17 protein-coding genes are annotated in these 16,806 nt (G+C 51.1%); 6 read left to right on the top strand and 11 right to left on the bottom strand.

What is annotated here, in order from left to right; genetic code table 11:
• Nucleotides 1–47: 47 nt before the first annotated feature.
• The 3 genes from E3E37_RS07430 to E3E37_RS07440 all read right to left on the bottom strand — a co-directional run bounded on the left by E3E37_RS07430 (nucleotide 48) and on the right by E3E37_RS07440 (nucleotide 2,785).
• Nucleotides 48–659: a DUF257 family protein gene (locus tag E3E37_RS07430; protein ID WP_167716127.1), complete on the bottom strand. Its 612-nt coding sequence runs from the start codon at nucleotides 657–659 to the stop codon at nucleotides 48–50.
• Nucleotides 646–1,254, bottom strand: coding sequence for a DUF257 family protein (locus E3E37_RS07435; RefSeq protein WP_167716129.1), 609 nt, complete (start codon nucleotides 1,252–1,254; stop codon nucleotides 646–648). Before E3E37_RS07435 ends, E3E37_RS07430 begins: the two co-directional genes overlap by 14 nt.
• Nucleotides 1,255–1,330: 76 nt before the next feature.
• Nucleotides 1,331–2,785, bottom strand: a complete 1,455-nt coding sequence (locus E3E37_RS07440) for an NAD(P)/FAD-dependent oxidoreductase (protein WP_167716419.1) — start codon at nucleotides 2,783–2,785, stop codon at nucleotides 1,331–1,333.
• Between the two features lie 157 nt (nucleotides 2,786–2,942).
• On the opposite strand from E3E37_RS07440, the gene E3E37_RS07445 reads away from it, so the two are divergent.
• The 5 genes from E3E37_RS07445 (at nucleotide 2,943) to hisS (ending at nucleotide 7,833) form a co-directional block, all read left to right on the top strand.
• On the top strand, nucleotides 2,943–3,488 hold the full coding sequence (locus E3E37_RS07445) for an HPP family protein (protein WP_371731698.1): 546 nt from the start codon (nucleotides 2,943–2,945) through the stop codon (nucleotides 3,486–3,488).
• Nucleotides 3,489–3,518: 30 nt separating this feature from the next.
• On the top strand, nucleotides 3,519–4,661 hold the full coding sequence (locus tag E3E37_RS07450) for a cation:proton antiporter (protein WP_167716423.1): 1,143 nt from the start codon (nucleotides 3,519–3,521) through the stop codon (nucleotides 4,659–4,661).
• 1 nt (nucleotide 4,662) lies between these two features.
• Complete coding sequence (locus E3E37_RS07455) at nucleotides 4,663–5,787, top strand: cation:proton antiporter (protein ID WP_167716131.1); 1,125 nt, start codon at nucleotides 4,663–4,665, stop codon at nucleotides 5,785–5,787.
• Between the two features lie 51 nt (nucleotides 5,788–5,838).
• Complete coding sequence (locus E3E37_RS07460; protein WP_088865594.1) at nucleotides 5,839–6,453, top strand: MarC family protein; 615 nt, start codon at nucleotides 5,839–5,841, stop codon at nucleotides 6,451–6,453.
• Nucleotides 6,454–6,519: 66 nt separating this feature from the next.
• On the top strand, nucleotides 6,520–7,833 hold the full coding sequence (gene hisS / locus E3E37_RS07465) for a histidine--tRNA ligase (RefSeq protein ID WP_167716133.1): 1,314 nt from the start codon (nucleotides 6,520–6,522) through the stop codon (nucleotides 7,831–7,833).
• A 366-nt stretch (nucleotides 7,834–8,199) separates the two neighbouring features.
• Here the strand turns inward: hisS and E3E37_RS07470 are convergent, their stop codons facing one another.
• The 8 genes from E3E37_RS07470 to E3E37_RS07500 form a co-directional block, all read right to left on the bottom strand.
• The gene (locus E3E37_RS07470; protein WP_167716135.1) at nucleotides 8,200–8,466 is read right to left on the bottom strand and encodes a hypothetical protein; all 267 of its coding nucleotides are present in this window, start codon (nucleotides 8,464–8,466) and stop codon (nucleotides 8,200–8,202) included.
• 248 nt (nucleotides 8,467–8,714) lie between these two features.
• A complete protein-coding gene (locus E3E37_RS07475) occupies nucleotides 8,715–9,242 on the bottom strand; it encodes a hypothetical protein (protein WP_167716136.1) in 528 nt (175 codons plus the stop codon).
• 39 nt (nucleotides 9,243–9,281) lie between these two features.
• A complete protein-coding gene (locus E3E37_RS07480; RefSeq protein ID WP_167716138.1) occupies nucleotides 9,282–9,515 on the bottom strand; it encodes a hypothetical protein in 234 nt (77 codons plus the stop codon).
• A gap of 101 nt (nucleotides 9,516–9,616) precedes the next feature.
• Nucleotides 9,617–9,913, bottom strand: a complete 297-nt coding sequence (locus E3E37_RS07485) for a hypothetical protein (protein ID WP_167716140.1) — start codon at nucleotides 9,911–9,913, stop codon at nucleotides 9,617–9,619.
• A gap of 12 nt (nucleotides 9,914–9,925) precedes the next feature.
• Entirely contained in the window at nucleotides 9,926–12,814 is a 2,889-nt protein-coding gene (locus E3E37_RS07490) for a hypothetical protein (RefSeq protein ID WP_167716142.1), read from the bottom strand.
• Between the two features lie 179 nt (nucleotides 12,815–12,993).
• Nucleotides 12,994–13,116, bottom strand: a complete 123-nt coding sequence (locus E3E37_RS11730; protein WP_256366115.1) for a hypothetical protein — start codon at nucleotides 13,114–13,116, stop codon at nucleotides 12,994–12,996.
• 79 nt (nucleotides 13,117–13,195) lie between these two features.
• Nucleotides 13,196–14,578, bottom strand: coding sequence for an acetyl ornithine aminotransferase family protein (locus tag E3E37_RS07495; protein WP_167716144.1), 1,383 nt, complete (start codon nucleotides 14,576–14,578; stop codon nucleotides 13,196–13,198).
• 42 nt (nucleotides 14,579–14,620) lie between these two features.
• Nucleotides 14,621–16,171, bottom strand: coding sequence for a sodium:alanine symporter family protein (locus E3E37_RS07500; RefSeq protein ID WP_088865612.1), 1,551 nt, complete (start codon nucleotides 16,169–16,171; stop codon nucleotides 14,621–14,623).
• 252 nt (nucleotides 16,172–16,423) lie between these two features.
• Between E3E37_RS07500 and E3E37_RS07505 the strand changes: the two genes are divergently transcribed.
• Nucleotides 16,424–16,690 carry a hypothetical protein gene (locus E3E37_RS07505; RefSeq protein ID WP_088865613.1) on the top strand — a complete coding sequence of 89 codons (267 nt, stop codon included), beginning with the start codon at nucleotides 16,424–16,426 and terminating at the stop codon, nucleotides 16,688–16,690.
• Nucleotides 16,691–16,806 lie beyond the last annotated feature (116 nt).

A 16,806-nucleotide genomic window follows, 5' to 3' on the forward strand; every position in this document is an offset into this window, starting at 1 on the left:
GGATTAAAACGGGGAAGTTGGTTATATTAATTTAATGCCAATCCAGCTTACACCGGTTCCAGACTCGCTCCCTCATCTTCTTCCGGTGATTTTACTATCATCGTTCTTCCGTCGTCATCAATCCTCATGACACGTATAAATGCCTCCTCCAGGAGCGCTACGTATCTCCTATCCGCGAGGTCGGTGTTTACAAAGTAGAAGGTTCTTCTCTTGGGATTTCCGATGAAGGCCACTCCTAAGTTGGTGAGGCTTATGATGAAGCGGGGATTGTTGTTTTGGAGCGGAATGAGCCTCTCCGGGTTCATGACCACGCTGACGGTTCCAGGGTTGTTCAAATAATACCTGGCGGCCCAGTTGGAGAAGCGGCTTAAGAAAATTCCAGGGTCCTTGTGTGGGTCAATCTCAAAGATAACCTCACCCCATTCGGAGACTCCACCTGCCTTTATTCTCTTCACATGGGTGGGCACCATAAGGCCCGCGAGGCGGAGCCACCTGATTACCGGCATGCTTGAGTCCAGTATGTCGATCAGGAGAAGCCTTTCCCAGCCGTATGCGTTGCCTATTTCGTAGAACAGCTTGGGATACGGGGAAAGCGATGTGTGTTCTATCAGCACGTTTTCTCCATCTTTAATCCTTTTCAGGTACTCAGAGAACCGCATATCCCACCCCTCCCGGAGACTTCAGGAGCTTGGCCGTCTTGCCTGCTATCTTAATCACGTAGTCCGAATCCTGCTCAAGGCCTTTTCTAAGGTACTCCGATGCTATGTCCACGTTAAGGAAGAGGAAACTTACCCTCTCCTCAACTGGGAGGTAAAGCCTTGTTATCTTCTCGAAGTACCTTTCGAGCTTTGGGGGATCTGAGATGAAAGTAAATGAGAACCTCTCCATGCCCAATACAATGGTGTGGTTCCGGCTTTCCAGGGGAACCTCCCTGGCGAACCTGGAGTAGACGGCCAGGTGGTGGTCGAAGTCTTCTATAACGTCCACGGTTCCGATTACGCTTCCAACTTTAACGGTTCCCTTCTCCTTTATCACCGGAACGTTCTCTACTGGAAGTTCGATGCCCTGGAACCGCAGGTTCTGAATGAAGACGTGGAGGGCATCCCCTATGTCCACTATCAGCGGAACTATCCCCATGTTCATCCATTCGGTGAATATCTCCGCCATGGCCCTCTCCGGATGATCCGTCGAGGAGTACTCAACGAGCACTATGCCCTCCTTTATCCTTGGGAGCTGTTTCAATAGGCTCGTCATGGTATCATCCCACGTTTAGCATATTGAACTTCGACTAAATATACTTTTGCCAAGAAAAGGGAAGAGTTTGAAGTTTTCATGACTCAAGGCCTTTAATCTTTGCCTTCCAGTTGTCAGGCTTTCTAAAGTCCTTCTCGGTGTAGAGGCCCTCCTTCTTGAGTATCCCTCTGGCGGCCAGAAGTCCTGTGGCCGCGGCGTTCACGATGTCCCTGCTCAGTCCCGCTCCGTCTCCAGCGGCGAAGATGTTCTCGATGCTTGTTTCCAGGTTCTCATCGACCTCGACCTTCATGGCGTAGTACTTGATCTCCGGCGCGTAGAGCAGTGTGTGGTCGCTCGCAACGCCCGGAAGAACGCGGTCGAGCTTCTCAAGACCCTCAAGGATATTGGTAACGACGCGGTGCGGGAGAGCCATGGCTATGTCGCCGGGTGTAACGTGCTTAAGCGTTGGCTCGACGTCGCTCCTCCTTATCCTCGCCCATGTGCTCCTTCTCCCGCGCCTGAGGTCACCTAGGCGCTGGAGTAGCGGTTTCCCACCGCCTATCGTCGTCGCCAGCTGGGCTATACTCCTGCCGTAGGCGGTTGTGTCCTCCACGGGCTCGGTCAGCTCTATTCTCGTGAGAAAGGCAAAGTTAGTGTTGTTGCTCTTCTTCTCATGCATCGAGTGGCCGTTCACGCCAACGTAGCCGTCGTAGCGCTCCTCAACGACGAAGCCATTCGGGTTGGTGCAGAAGGTTCTAACGAAGTCGTCGTAGGTATCTGTATAGATGTGGAACTTGGGGTCGTGGTTTATGCCCGTTATCGGCTCCATTATTATGGCCGGAACCTCTACCCTAACTCCCACGTCAATCGGCCCGTGTCTGGCTTTGAGCCCTATCCTCCCGGCCACTTCGTGGAACCAGTCGGCCCCACCTCTCCCTGGGGCGACGACGATGTATCGGGCCTTAATCTCGAAGACGTCTTTGCCCTTCTTCACCTTCACCCATCCCTGCCCGAATTCCAGCGCCTTCGTCCAGAGGAGGAACTCGACGCCTTTGCTCTCAAGGTACTTCTTTATGTCCCCTATCACCTCGGGTGTCCTGTCGGAGCCTATGTGGCGCTGGATTATGGGTATGAACTTAACACCTGCTTGGGCAGCCTTCTGCTCCCAGTACTTAACCTCCTCAGGGTTGCCCTTGAAAAGGTTCCCAGGGGCTTTGTGCCTCAGGAAAATCCGGTCCACTTCCCAGACGAGCTGCCAGGCGTAGTTCTCATCCCCCGTGAGTTCGCTTAAGTCGCCTCCAATGTCCGGCCGGAGGTTTATAGTGCCATCACTGAGCCCACCAGCACCGCCCACACCGCTCATGATATGACAGGGCTGGCAGCCGATGCAGTAGCCGAGTTCGTACATCGGGCAGATTCTCTGCTCGATGTCCCCGCCCTCATCGACTATTAGAACCCTAAAATCGCTCCTTTCGACCAGCTCGTATGCCGCAAAAAGGCCTGCCGGGCCGGCACCGATTATGACAACGTCGTAGGTTTTTCCAGAAACCATATTTCCCTTGCCGGTGTTTATGGCCAACACCTTAAAAACTTTTTGGCAAGTTTTTGGTTAACATGGTTTATTTATGCCCACTTAGTTGACGCAAATTTGATTATAGATTTCCCGAAACCTTTAAACAGAATTGGGTAATAGAATACTCAGTGGGAGCATGATGAGCGATAAATCGAAGAGCGCGAAGGCCAAGAAGATAAAGATAATCCACAGCAAGCGAAGGCTCTTCCAGCTCCAGCGCAAGGAGGAGCTCAGCCACAACATCCGCTACATCTCCAAGGTTCCCGTCAGCATAGTCATGGACAGGGAGTTCCTCATCCTTCACCCGGAGGATTCAATCTCAAAGCTGGTGCAGAACCTCAGGGATGAGGAAAGCTCCGCGGTTGTTGTTGACGAGGAAGGTCGGCTCATGGGCTTCATCACGATGAAGGACCTTCTCCACTTCTTCGAGCCGCCGAGGAGGTACTCCATAGTTGGGATAGGCCTTCTCAAGAAGTACTCGATAAGCCATGCCTCGCGCGTTGGGGACATAATGGTCCGCAAGCCCATAACCATTCACGTTGATGACAACCTTGGACGGGCGATAAAGATAATGATCGAAACGGGAAAGCACCATCTCCCCGTTGTTGATGAGAACGGTAGAGTTCACGGTGTCCTGGAGGTCAAGGATATAATACGCCTCATACGCATAGTCTCGGCATGAGTTGCTCAAAACGGAAACGGGATGATAATCATGGACGTCTTCCTGGAGCTGGCGCTGATACTCATAGTCGCAAAGCTGTTCGGCTACCTCACCCTTCGCCTCGGCTTTCCAGCGGCCCTGGGCCAGCTCATCGGGGGGATTATCATAGGTCCCTCCATTCTGGGTATAGTGACCTACGACGAGGGAGTGAAGCTCGTTGCCGAGCTTGGTGTTGTTATGTTGCTTTTCCTGGCCGGCCTTGAGACCGACATTGAGGAGTTCAAGCACGTCGGAGTTTCGGCCTTCATAGTGGCGGTTCTCGGTGTCATGATTCCCTTCGTCCTGGGCTACATCGCGGCCCTGGCATGGGGCTATTCTGATATTCAGGCGCTGTTCCTCGGGGGAATCCTCACGGCCACGAGCGTTGGGCTGACAACGAGCATACTGATGGAGATGAAGAAGCTGAGAAGCCGCGTTGGAACGACGATTTTAGCTGCCGCGGTCGTTGACGACGTGCTCGGCATAATAATTCTGACGGTTCTCGTTGCGATGAACACCAAGGGGAGCGTCTCCCCGATGGATGTCATTATAATCCTCGGTGAGGTCGCGCTGTTCTTCCTCCTGGGGCTCCTCCTCGGCAGTCCCACCATAAAAGAAGCCCTCCGCGCGTCGGAGAGGATAAACCTGCCCGAGACGATAACGGCCTTTGCGATAGCCATAATGCTGATCTTCGCGTACATAGCCGAGAAATTCCAGCTGGCGGGCATAACCGGTGCCTACCTGGCCGGTCTCCTCGTTGCCGGAAGTGCCGAGGCCCGGGAGGTGACGGGCAAGACCATGACCATCGGATACTCCCTCTTTATCCCCGTTTTCCTCGTCAGCATAGGCGTCGAGACGGACATCCACGTTCTGGCCCACATCGGGGCCTTCGCGGGGCTCTACGCTTTCCTGGCGATAGTCGGAAAGATAGTCGGCTGCGGCATCGGGGCCCTACTGACGAGATTCAAGGGCAGGGAAGCGGTTCAGATAGGCGTTGGAATGGTCCCGAGGATGGAGGTCGCCCTAATCATGGCCAACATAGGTTTGCGAGAGGGCGTCTTCGACAGGGGGACGTTTTCCATACCGGTGAGCATGGTGATAATAACAACGCTGGTAACGCCCTTCCTCCTCAAGTGGGCGTTTTCGAGGGAGTGATATGGAAATACTGCTCCTGATGGCCCTGATGCTTGCAACGGCAAAACTGATGGGATACGTGTTCGAGCGCATCGGCCAGCCCGTGGTTCTCGGCCAGATATTCGGAGGACTTCTCATAGGAATATTCTTTGACACCAACCCTGTCATCGGACAGTTCGCTAACTTGGGAGTTCTGTTGCTCCTCTTCATAGCGGGCCTTGAGAGTGAGCTGGAGGAGTTCAAGCGCGTCGGCCGTCAGAGCGTCGTCGTGGCCGGCATCGGCGTTCTCATGGCTTTCATTTTCGGCTTTTCTGTAGCTCAGTTCTTTGTTCCCTTCCACGAGGCCATCCTCTACGGTGCGATGATGACCCCCACGAGCGTCAGCATAACCGTGAAGGTTCTCATGGAGCTGAGACGCCTGAACACCAGGGAGGGGACGACGATTTTGGCTGCCGCGGTCGTCGACGACGTTCTTGGAATCCTAATCCTGACTGTGGCCATCTCAATGATAAAGGGTGGAGAGGTCAATTACGCGAGTCTGGGGGAGGTTCTCATTTCCGTTTCGTTCCTTCTCTTCTTCTTTCTGTATTTCGGCCCCGGCCTTGCGGACAGGGCGTTTAGGCTTATCTCCCGTATCGACCTCCCCGAGGCCGAGACCGCCTTTGCCCTCGTCTTTCTGATAGTCTTTGCCTACCTCGCCGAGCATCTGAACCTCGCCTCTATCTTAGGCGCCTACCTGACCGGTCTGGCCCTCGGTCAGAGCACCAAAAAGAAGGGCATAATGGACCACGTGAACGTCATCGGCTACTCCCTCTTCATCCCTCTCTTCTTCGTTGAGGTGGGGATGAGAATCGAGATAGACTACATCCTTCACGCGGGAACCTTCGCGGTTCTCTACACCCTGGCGGCGATAATGAGCAAAATCCTCGGATGCGGTATGGGTGCCAGGGTTGCCGGTTTCGACTGGAACTCCTCCCTCAAGATTGGCGTCGGGATGGTGCCCCGCCTGGGAGTGGAGCTCGCAATGCTCGCCGTTGCAATGGCCAGCGGAATAATCGGGCCGGATGCATTAACGGTGGCCATCCTCATGGTCTTCGTCACAACCGTGATAACGCCGCCGCTCCTCAAGTGGCTCTACTCCAGGTAAGATGCACACTTTGGGGCATAGGTTTATAAAACCCTCACCGCAGTGGCGGACATGAGCGAGTGGCTTTCGATACTCAGTTCGGCGCTGTTCATGCTCATCATGATAGACCCGAGCGACAAGATACTCCTGGTCAGCCTCCTCCGTGAGGACTTCCACATAGAGGATATAAGAACCCTCATCGTGAGGGCGAACCTCATCGGCTTTCTGCTTCTCTTCCTGTTCGCGGTTTCCGGCCAGATAATCCTGCAGGAGGTTTTTCACATAGACATAAACGCCCTGCGCGTTGCCGGGGGCTTCGTGCTCTTCAAGATAGGCCTTGAAGCTCTGGAGAGCGGTGGAATGCTGACGCTCAAGAGGGAGAAGAACATACTCGCCCTGGCGGCCGTTCCCGTTGCGACACCTCTCATAGCCGGGCCTGCAGCCATAACCACCGCGATAACCCTCACCGCAGAGAAGGGCCTCTACCATGCGACCGCGGCAATCTTCATCGCCATACTCCTGACGGCCCTCGTGATGTTCGTGACTCTTTACGTCATCAAGAACGTCAGCAAGACCACCCTCGGCGTCTTCATAAGGATAATCGGTATGTTCACGATGGCTATCGGAGCGCAGATGATGGTGCAGGGTGTCGTCGGAATATACCTGCTCATGACATCCGCTGGATAAACGTCAAAGTTTCATGGGCTAACCTTTTAACCCCTTCCGCTTTTCCCAGGGAAAGGAGGGTTGAGAATGAAAGTTCGGCTGGAGAAAGTTAAGGGAACGCGAGACCTTTTGCCCGAGGAGATGGCCAAAAGGAGATGGGTCTTCGAGAGGATAAGGGATGTTTTCGAGCGCTATAACTTTCATGAGGTTCTCACCCCCACCTTTGAGTACACCACCCTCTTCCAGCTCAGGAGCGGTGAGGAGGTGGTGGAGCAGCTCTACGCCTTCGACGACAAGGGCGGGCGGAACCTCTCGCTCAGGCCGGATATGACGTCAAGCGTCGCAAGGCTCTACGTGAACTCCTTCCAGACCGCCCCAAAGCCCATCAAGTGGTACTACATCGCCAACATGTTCAGGTATGAAGAACCCCAGAGCGGCCGCTATAGGGAGTTCTGGCAGGCGGGGGTTGAGCTGATAGGAAGCGATAAAGTTGAGGCCGACGCGGAGGTCATAGCCCTCTTCGTCGAGAGCTACCTGGCGACGGGCTTAGAAGATTTCACAGTGAACATAGGCGACCGCGTTCTCCTCGATGAGTTTGCCAAGATGCTCGGTGTTAAAGATGACATAGGCCTGATGAGGCTCATAGACAAGAAGGACAAGATGAGCAGGGAGGAATTCGTTAAAGCTTTGAGGGACTTCGGGCTGAGGGATGACGGAGTTGAGAAGGTTCTTCGGCTCATAGAGATTAAGGGCAAACCCGACGAGGTTCTTCCCCTTGCGGAGGGACTCCTCACGAGCGATGAAGCCAAGACGGAGATAGCAAGGCTCTATGAGCTTGTTGACCTTCTCGACGCCTACGGTGTCAAGGACAGGATTCTCATCGACCTCGGAATCGCAAGGGGCTTTGACTACTACACCAGCATAGTCTTCGAGGCCATAGCGCCCAATGACCTCGGAATCGGCTCAATCGGTGGCGGTGGGAGGTACGACAACCTCATAGAGGTCTTCGGCGGAAAGCCGACTCCAGCGACGGGCTTTGCCATAGGGATAGAGCGTCTCATCCCAATCCTCGAGTGGAAGGGCCTCATCCCGGAGGTCAAGCTCAGGCCCGATGTCTACGTGATTCCGATTGGAAAGGGGGCCGAGCTCAAGAAGGCCGCGATTGAGATCGTCTCCGCCCTCAGGAGGGCCGGAGTTAAGGCCGACGTCGAGCTGACGGGGAGGAAGCTGAGGAAGGCCCTCGACTATGCAGGGAGACTCGGCGTCCCCTACGTGATTCTCGTCGGAAAGAAGGACCTCGCCGGGGGCAAAGTAACGATAAGGGACATGGAGAGCGGCGAGCAGAGAACGGTAAAGAAGGAGGAGATTGTTAAAGAGCTGGTGGCGCTGTTGGGGGTCTAATTCTCCCGTCTTCTTTTTATATGGCTCGCTTTGGGACTTTATTTGCGTTTCCAATTCAAGCATGAAATTGTTATCACCAGGGTCATCTGGAGCTATAAGATCGAAGAGTCCGACTTTTAGTTCATACAGCCAGAGACCAACTAGAGTTGCGGAAATGCCGGCCAATGCACCTCTCCCGCCGCTATAAAAATTCCCATTGCTGTTATCGCTTCAGTAGTTAGCAGTATCCTGCAGCCCCAACTATAGCACCTGTAGTTTCACTAATTGCAAATTCTGTTGGTACTTGAAGTCCGGTTAGGTCTCTGGGATTCATTTTCACCACATACATCACTGGTTCATTTAGCTGGTTCAGATAGGCTTTGATTGCTATTGTGGTTCCAAGGCTCTCGAATTCTGAAGAATTTTTACAGCTTTCTTGTGTATCTCTCCCAGTATGTTGAAAGAGTATCCAAGGTAGAGGGAGATGACGATTAAAAGAAAGGAAGAGAGGCCCTCAAGATTAACGGTCGATTCAACATCCCCAATCAAATTGCTGCCTGTCTGCTGGAGACTTTTGTCAAAACGCCGTTCTTTTAAAGCGAGATCCTTTATACATGCCCTATTGAGACCTAGTTTACAAAGTTCACGCTTCATCAGTACCACCCTCATGTAATACCGGATTCTTGTCACAGGTCTTCGGTGGGTGCTAGGAGATTCCAAATGTACAGTAGTGTTAACATTATTATGAACGCCGCAGTACTTAGCCCCAAAATCTCTTTGAGTGTAGTTCCTTTTGGCCATGCTAGGATAGATAGGAAAAAGCAAATTAAATATATTTTAAAAAGATTCTTTGGATCTTTCCACTCAGTAGTCAGGCTCAATTGCATCATTCATCCCCACGACTAATTAGAATTTATTTGCGTCCCTGAAACTCCTAGGAGCCTCATTGATGTGATAACATGAACCGCACCTACAAAGGTTACTGTCCCTGCTTGGGATACCGAAGGTAGAGTGACAAGCACTAACGAACCCCATAGTAGGATTATGTACACTAATACCTTCTCTTTTAATTCACTTTTGAGTTGGATCAGAATATAAGCTAATAACCCTACGATGGCAACTATTGACGTAAGAGTCAAGTACACGAGTGAGCCTAATGTCAATCCGTCTATCAATGCCCGTGGTTTTACTGCCTTGCTGGCTATCAAAAATCCAAATATTAACATCCATCCTAGCAGGCCATTTTTTGTCTCTGACATTATAGCCGTCCAGAAAAGCACAAGATATGGCACTCCAACGTATATGCTAATGAAGTATTCATTTCTGCTCTCTTCAAGCGAATTGATCACTACAACGTAGGCTATTATGAAAATCAGCAGCATTGCAGGAAGAAAAATTAAAAAGAACCCAACAAGATTCCCAAGGTTCATGACTCATCCCTCTGTGGTATGGCTGTCTCTTGCGTTCTATTAATTTCTCTTCTCCTTCTCTCTTTTCAAGGCTATGAAGTCATCTGAAGGATATATCAATGCCCAGATGTACACGAGCACTGTGGCCAGTACGAAAGAAATGCCCAAGGTCACGAGGAGAGCTTGACCTGATAATCCTTTGAAATCTGTGAGGAGATAGACTAAAAAAATAGAAATAGCGTAGGTCTCAAGGACACAACGGAGATAGAACCCATAACACCGACGAACTTTCATGTCTCATCACCCTCCAATTATCAAATTGTTATCACAAGTCATTTGTTTCACCATTAACACAGGATTGAAGACATTCGATAATTAAATAAAAGATAGCTGATTTATTTTAAGCCCTCTCTAGAATTGGCAGGTTCAGGATATAGCCTCATTACGACTGTGGTATATCCTGCCATGGACATTGTAAACGTAACGAAGGCCATCAAATTAGTGGGAGCCCTTAAAAATGGCAGGTTATCAAAGAACCACCTCCAGTACAACCATGTCATCGGCGCCAGTAATGCTATTCTCTTTGCAACTTGAATTCTGCCTTCCCTTAACCGCAGATACATTACTATGACCATTAAAAATAGGAAAGCGTGGGGGAACATCACTATAATGCCGTGGGTAACAACATCCATTTCAATCCACCCCTAACTTGTTTCTTTAAGTATTACATAGACTATTGCTCCAACAGCTAATGAGAGTCCAAACGTAGCAAATGCGCTAAACCCAGCGGCTGCAAGTAATAGTCCTGTTAGACCTGCTGTAGCGGCAGGTACTCCATATTCGGTCACTAGACCTCCAGATATTTCTTGCATTGCTGAGCTACCAAAGTAGTAGAGAGTTAGGATCCTATTAATGGTTATGTCCTCTTGGGGATAAGGCATGTCAAGTTTGATTTGGAGTGTGTAGTTGGTGTCTGCCCACTCAAAAGAACAGTCTCCGGCTATCTGATCACAAGTGTAGCGATAATCAAGAATTTTCCGATCGTCGGGGATCTCAATGGGAGCTACTAACAGGATCTCAGTATGGTCTGGGTCTATATTAATGGAATCCTGAATAGGATATTCGATACTGACTGTTCTGGTTTCATGGAGGTACTCGTCATAAGGATAGCCAATTAAAATAACCTGTTTAGTATTTGTGCCAACTCTGTCATCTAACGTGTTCTTTAGGTAAATCCTGCATTCAATGGTTTCACCAAGACCCGCTCTTTGGGGGCAATCGACGTTTAGGATTTCGACACCCTTGATCTCAATAGAGTCCGTTTCGCTGTCTTCGGGGTTCCAAGGGTCGTTTGAGTTGGGATTCCTTGAGAAGGCTTGTATTTTTATAATGTGATCCCCCACAGTGAAGTCATGGGGAACATTCCAGTTTAGGATAACACTTGTAACGCGTCCTGCGATAATAGTAGTCTCGGCAAAGTCAACAGTAACTCCATCAACCTTTAACTCAATCTTCACGGATTTATCTATCGAATACATATTCTCCAAATCTACATTAAATTCAACAGAATCACCAAGACGAGCTGTGCTGGGCCAAGTTACTGGAACAACATTGATCGTCTTCACAACAACGGGATCCGTGGAGTCACCATCCTCCACCGTCACATAACCACTAAAGCTTTTTGTGTACTGGTCAAAACTGCACTCTCCAGTGTATGTGAAGGTTCCGGACCAAGCATAATGCACAATACCAAAAGTCTTCTCCACGTTCCCGTCAGTTGGAACGCTTACGTCAACGTTAAAGCTCTGATTGCTCTTATCACTGCTACTTATTGGATAAACCACGTCAATCCTGCAGGATCCTGAAACATTAGCACTATTATCATTCTCCACGACAACCTTGAAGGTAACGTCCTCCCCGGCAGTAATGACCCCATCACCATTCTCATCGTGAGTCCCGATGCTTATGTGAATCTTACCGGGGTCAAAGTTGTCCTCCAGCGTTATCGTCTTTGAATAACTCTTGGTTATCTCACGCTCGTCATTAGCCGGACCAACACTGTTCGGCGTTGGGCCAGAACTGGGAGTGTAAGTTATCTTAACAGTCCCGCTCACAGTCACTTGACCACTTCCATACACCTTTCCACTGACTGCACTCTTTACTATGAGGCTGTCACCTGGATAAAGGAAGCCCACAGACTGAGAATCACTCAGTTTAGTTCCTCGAAACTCTACATTCACGTTTGAGACAGCGTTATCTTCAGCGTGGATATGAACCACAACCCTGTAAGTGGCATGATCTGAGGTTACCTCAACAACTTCCACCCCAACACTGTCAATAACTAAGCGTCCATCCCCATCATTGGGCTCGAGAGCGGTTGCGGTAACATCATCAGCTGGAGTTATTGTAATTGTGCTTGTTGGATATTGTAATGATGTTGTTGATTCTTTTGTAGAAATGGTAGATACAGGTTGTGCGGGGAGTTTTGGATTTATGGGGTATATTGGTTCTATGGGTCTTATTGGGTCATCCCTGATTGGATTTTTTAAGACCTTGTTTTCAATAATTAGGACTTTCATGGTATCCTTTAATTCGGCAACCTTCTGATTCAAAATACTCACGAGCTCATCATTCTCGTTCCCAGACTCCATAGCAGTTACCAAGGCAAGAATGTTGCTTGATAACTCATAGGCGTATAGAGCATCGGGCCAGTAATATGTGGTAACATTCCAAATTATGTACTTACCTTTTGAGGATGTGACTAGGGTCGTGAAAACCAAAGAACCGTTTGTGGTATGGTTAATGCCCTGGATAATCCCTCTCTGAGTTACAAGGTTTCCATCTCTGAGAAAAGTCAAGGTACAATTCCTCTTCTCATTGCTCAGTAATTTGTACATTGAACCCTTCAGCCTGTAAACTTTGCTTTTCATGTCATTATAATCTCCGGACAAGTAGGCCCTGTAAAATTCAACCCACTCTTTGGCGAGGATTGGATTTACCATCTCGTTGTTCGTGGCCTGGGGAGGTTCAGCAGGCTGACTCCACTTCCATTTCTCCAGCGTCCAGGATTCGTAATGGTTGTACTTAAAGGCAACGTCGATGAATGCCATCGAGAAATCCTCAAGGAATGCTGTCATGTTAAAGTCCTCGTTGATGTTATCGGCGTTCTGTGCTATGTAATCTTCCAATGCTTGGATTTGCTCGTCGGTCCAGCCCTGAGATTTCAAAGCTTGAACCGTTTCCTCCGGCAGGCCGTTCTGACTGATGTTTTGAGCCATCTCGCGAAGTTCCTGCGCGGTGTAATAGGTTTTGATTCCCGAGGTCTTTAACTCGTTCAGGGATTCCCAGATCAGGGCTGAAATGTTTGCCGCATTCTCTGCTCCGAGGAGAGAGTTTTGAATCAGTTCCACAGCGAGGGATGCGTTACCAGTCTCGTTAAACTGGACTACAAGCTCTGCTTCCCTGTTCAGAATCTCCCAAAAAGCCTGGTAGGGGTCGTTGCTTACTGCCATCACTGGCTTGCTGGAAACTGCCATGCTCAAACTCATCCCGACAATCAGAAATATTAACCAGATTCCACCCATACGCTTCATTCTCTAATCACCGAAAGAAGTAACACCCCCAAGGGGTATAAATACTTTTCGTATTCAAATTTTACAAACTACTAAAAATAGTAAGCAAAAAACGGAAAATTACCTGAGCGGCATAAATTTAGGGGTTGGAGCTTTTTGGAGTGTTAGAGGGAGTTCCTAAAAGTATGGAATTCTGGAGGTTACCTTCTGGCCTCAACTTTAAATTCCCTCGCCTTTCTCTTCATCCTCCATTCCTCGAAGCGCCTGACGAAGGGACAGCGGGAGCGCCAGTGCAGGTAGGCTTTTCTTAGGGATTCGAGCATTTTTACGCCCCTCATATTTCCGAGCTGGGGGTTTAAATCACTGACGGATGAACAAATATTAAAAAGAACTCAGGGGTCATCAGTGCCACGTCACAACCCTGTGGGTAACTTTCCCGGCAAAGGCGTCCTTCAAAGCCTGCTCCATTATCTCCAGTCCCCTCTCTGCAAGCTCCTCGGTTATCACGAGGGGCGGCGTTATCCTGATGACGTTTCCGAACATGCCGTAGCTCGGCAGTATGAGCCCGAGCTCAAAGGCGCGCCAGCATATCTTCCCCGTCAGCTCTGGGTCGGGCTTTCCGTCCGCTTTGACTATCTCCGCCCCTATCATGAGACCCCTTCCGCGGACGTCTCCGATTACATCGTACTCCTCCTGCATCTCCCTCAGGCGTTTCTGGATGAACTCCCCTACGCGCAGGGCGTTTTGGAGAAGGTTCTCCTCCTCGATTATTCTCAGCGTCGCGTGGGCGGCGGCCGAGACCACGGGATTTGCGGCGGGAGTCAGAAGTGCGGAGCCGCTAGTGAGGTTCTCCAAGAGGTCTCTCCTCCCTATAACGCCGCTCAGCCCCATGCCGCTGGCGACGCCCTTTCCAAAGGCCAGGAGGTCCGGCTTCACCCCGAACCACTCGCTCGCGAACCACTTCCCGGTTCTTCCAATCCCGGTCTGCACCTCGTCCATTGCCAGGAGTATTCCATGCTCGTCGAGCAGTCTTTTGAGTTTGATGAAGAAGTTTTCCGGCGGAACGACTATTCCACCGTCACCCTGGATGGGTTCGGCTATGAGGACGGCCGTCTCATCGGGCGGGAGCACATGGGCAAAGATATAACCCTCAAGGTAGTCGAGGAAACGGTTTATCAGCTCGTCCGGCTCGTCGTAGCCGTTTATTCCCCACACGTTTCTGTACGGGTTAGGATACGGGACCCAAACAACGCCCGGAATCAGGGGGGACAGTCCGCGCTTCTGGGAGCTCTGGAAGGCCGCTATCGAGGTTGCCCCGTAGGTCTGTCCGTGGTAGGCCCCGATGAACGCTATCATCCACGGTCTCTTCGTGGCGAAGCGGGCAGCCTGCATCGTTAAATCCATCGCGTCGCTTCCGCTCATGCCGAAGAGTATCAGCGGCTCCTTCACGGGTGCTTTCTCCGCGAGCTTCTCCGCCACCTCTATGGCCCTCTTGCTGTAGGTGTAGCCTATCATCGAGTGCTGTATCTTCGCGACCTGTTCCTGAACCTCCTTCACGAGTCTGGGGTGAGCGTAGCCGGTCGAGGCGGCGGCCGCCCCCGCCAGGAAGTCTATGAAGATATTCCCATCAACGTCCTCTATCAGCGCACCGTAGCCCCTCTCGGGAACCACTGGAAAGAGCTTGACCCCAAGGCCGGCTGAGATGACCCGTTTTTCCCTCTCGATTAGCTCACTCGCCTTTGGTCCCGGGGGCTTAACAACGATTTTGGGATACTCAGAAGTCATTTCTATCGCCTCAAAGAGCTAAAAAGTTGAAAAAAGGAAATGTCACGGGTTGGCGGAGATGAACTCGTCCGTCTTCTTCTTGACGTACCACGAGAGCACCAGCAGGCCTATCAGGTTCGGTATCGCCATCAGTCCGTTCATCATGTCCGAGAAGTTCCAGACGGTTTCCAGCTTGGTCACTGAGCCCACGTAGATGAAGATGACGAAGAGCAGGTTGTAGATGAGGTGCAGCTTTGGATAGAGCTTGGCGAACTTCTCGGGGTCCTGCTCGAGCCACTTGGCGAGGTACATGACGTTCTGCCTGCCGTAGAACGACCACGCGAGTATCGTCGAGTAGGCGAAGAGGACTATGCCTATGGCGACCATTATCTCTCCCGCGTGTCCGAACGCTGCTGCGAAGGCCGCCTGGGTGAGCGGTGCGCCGTTGAGCTCCGGGTTGAGATAAGCCTCCGTGACCACTATCGAGACACCGGTGAGGGTACAGATGATCAGGGTGTCTATGAACGGACCGAGCATGGCAACATGGGCCTGTCTTGACGGGTGGTCTGTCTTAGCTGCGGCGTGGGCGAGGGTTGCGGTACCGAGACCGGCCTCGTTGGAGAACAGTCCCCTCTTGACACCCCAGAGAATCACCTGGCCGATAGCACCGCCGGCGACGGCCTTTCCGGTGAAGGCATCCTCGAATATAGTCGCAAAGGCAGCCGGCAGTTTTCCTGCGAACTTTATCCAGACGCCTATGGCAAAGAGGAAGTACACTATTGCCATGAACGGCACCAGCATCTCCGCGACTTCACCGATCCTCTTGATACCGCCTATGATGACTATGAACGTAAGAACTGCCAGGATCAATCCGGTTGCCCACATCGGGATGTTGAAGGCGGTTTTCATAGCATCGGCAACGGAGTTCGACTGGGTCATGTTGCCTATTCCGAAGGCCGCTATGGATGCAAAGAGCGCAAACAGTATCGCCAGCACCTTTCCGAGCGTTGGGTAGGCGTCGTCCTTGAGCAGGAAGAGGCCGAGGATACCGAAGAGCACCGCGACTATTATCGCGCCTATCTGCGTCGCCCCTGCCAGCTTGGTGGCGTCGTAGCCTACGAAGACCGCGAAGAGCAGGGTGAAGATCGCCGCTATGTATTTACCTGTCTTGGGTATGTTCTCCATGGCGAAGCCCTTTTCGAGGAAGTTGAAGGTTCCTCCTATCATGGTTCCGTCTGGAAGGGTGTCCCTGAAGGCAACTCCGAGGAGTCCCTCAGAGTACCTCGTGGCCATTCCCACGAGTGCCGTTACCCACATCCAGAACAGGGCTCCGGGGCCACCGAAATGGATTGCCGTTGCGACACCGGCTATGTTTCCAATACCGACGGTTCCTGAGATAGTTGCCATCAGCGCCTGGAACGGGGTGATGTCACCCTCACCGGTCTTCTTCCTGCCCTCAAAGAGGGTGAATCTGATGGACCAGCCCAAGCGCCTGAACTGTATAACTTTCAGAAACGCTGTCAGGAGAATGCCGGTGCCCAGCAGCAACACTATCATGGGTATGCCCCAGACTTCCCCATCGAGCCAGTTTATAAAGTCCACGATGGCGCTCATTTCCAACACCTCTCAAGCCAGATATGGGGGTTGATGGCCTACTACCGCGTATACTGCACACAACGTTACTGGCCAGTACATCTATGTGCTTTTATCCTTTTAAAGTTTGACTTTGGAGTTTATAAAAGAAAAGCATTTCATTTTTGAAAAAACTTCACGGGCAAAGGCTTATGAGCTTGGGTGCGTTAATTATAGGGGATGATGAGTCTGGAGCCCCCTGATCGGTGAGGAGGTTTCGCGGGGCTGACCGAGATGATAAGGAAGCGCCTCTGCCGGGAATACCTGGAGGAAATTGAGCGACTCGAACGCTCCATACGGGAGCTGGAGGACGAGATAATTGAACTCCGCATGCAGCTCAACATGAAGGTGGACGAGGCCAACCGTCTCGCGATAGAGAACGCGAGTTTGAGGCACAGACTGGAGGTTCAACGGCGTACCTACAACCGAATGGTAGAACTGTTAAAGAAGATCAAGTTCCCGATAATAATACTGAACGACGAAGAGACGGACGATGTGTGACACCTATTACAGGGTATGTCCTTCTCCCACACCTCGGTAAATTGTTGGAATAACTACAAAGTTTTGTTATGTTTGAAGTAATATTGTTCAGTAACAGGGTTACGGTGTTGTTGTTT

The organism is Thermococcus sp. ES12 (genome assembly GCF_012027515.1).
Taxonomy (GTDB): Archaea; Methanobacteriota_B; Thermococci; order Thermococcales; family Thermococcaceae; genus Thermococcus; species Thermococcus barossii.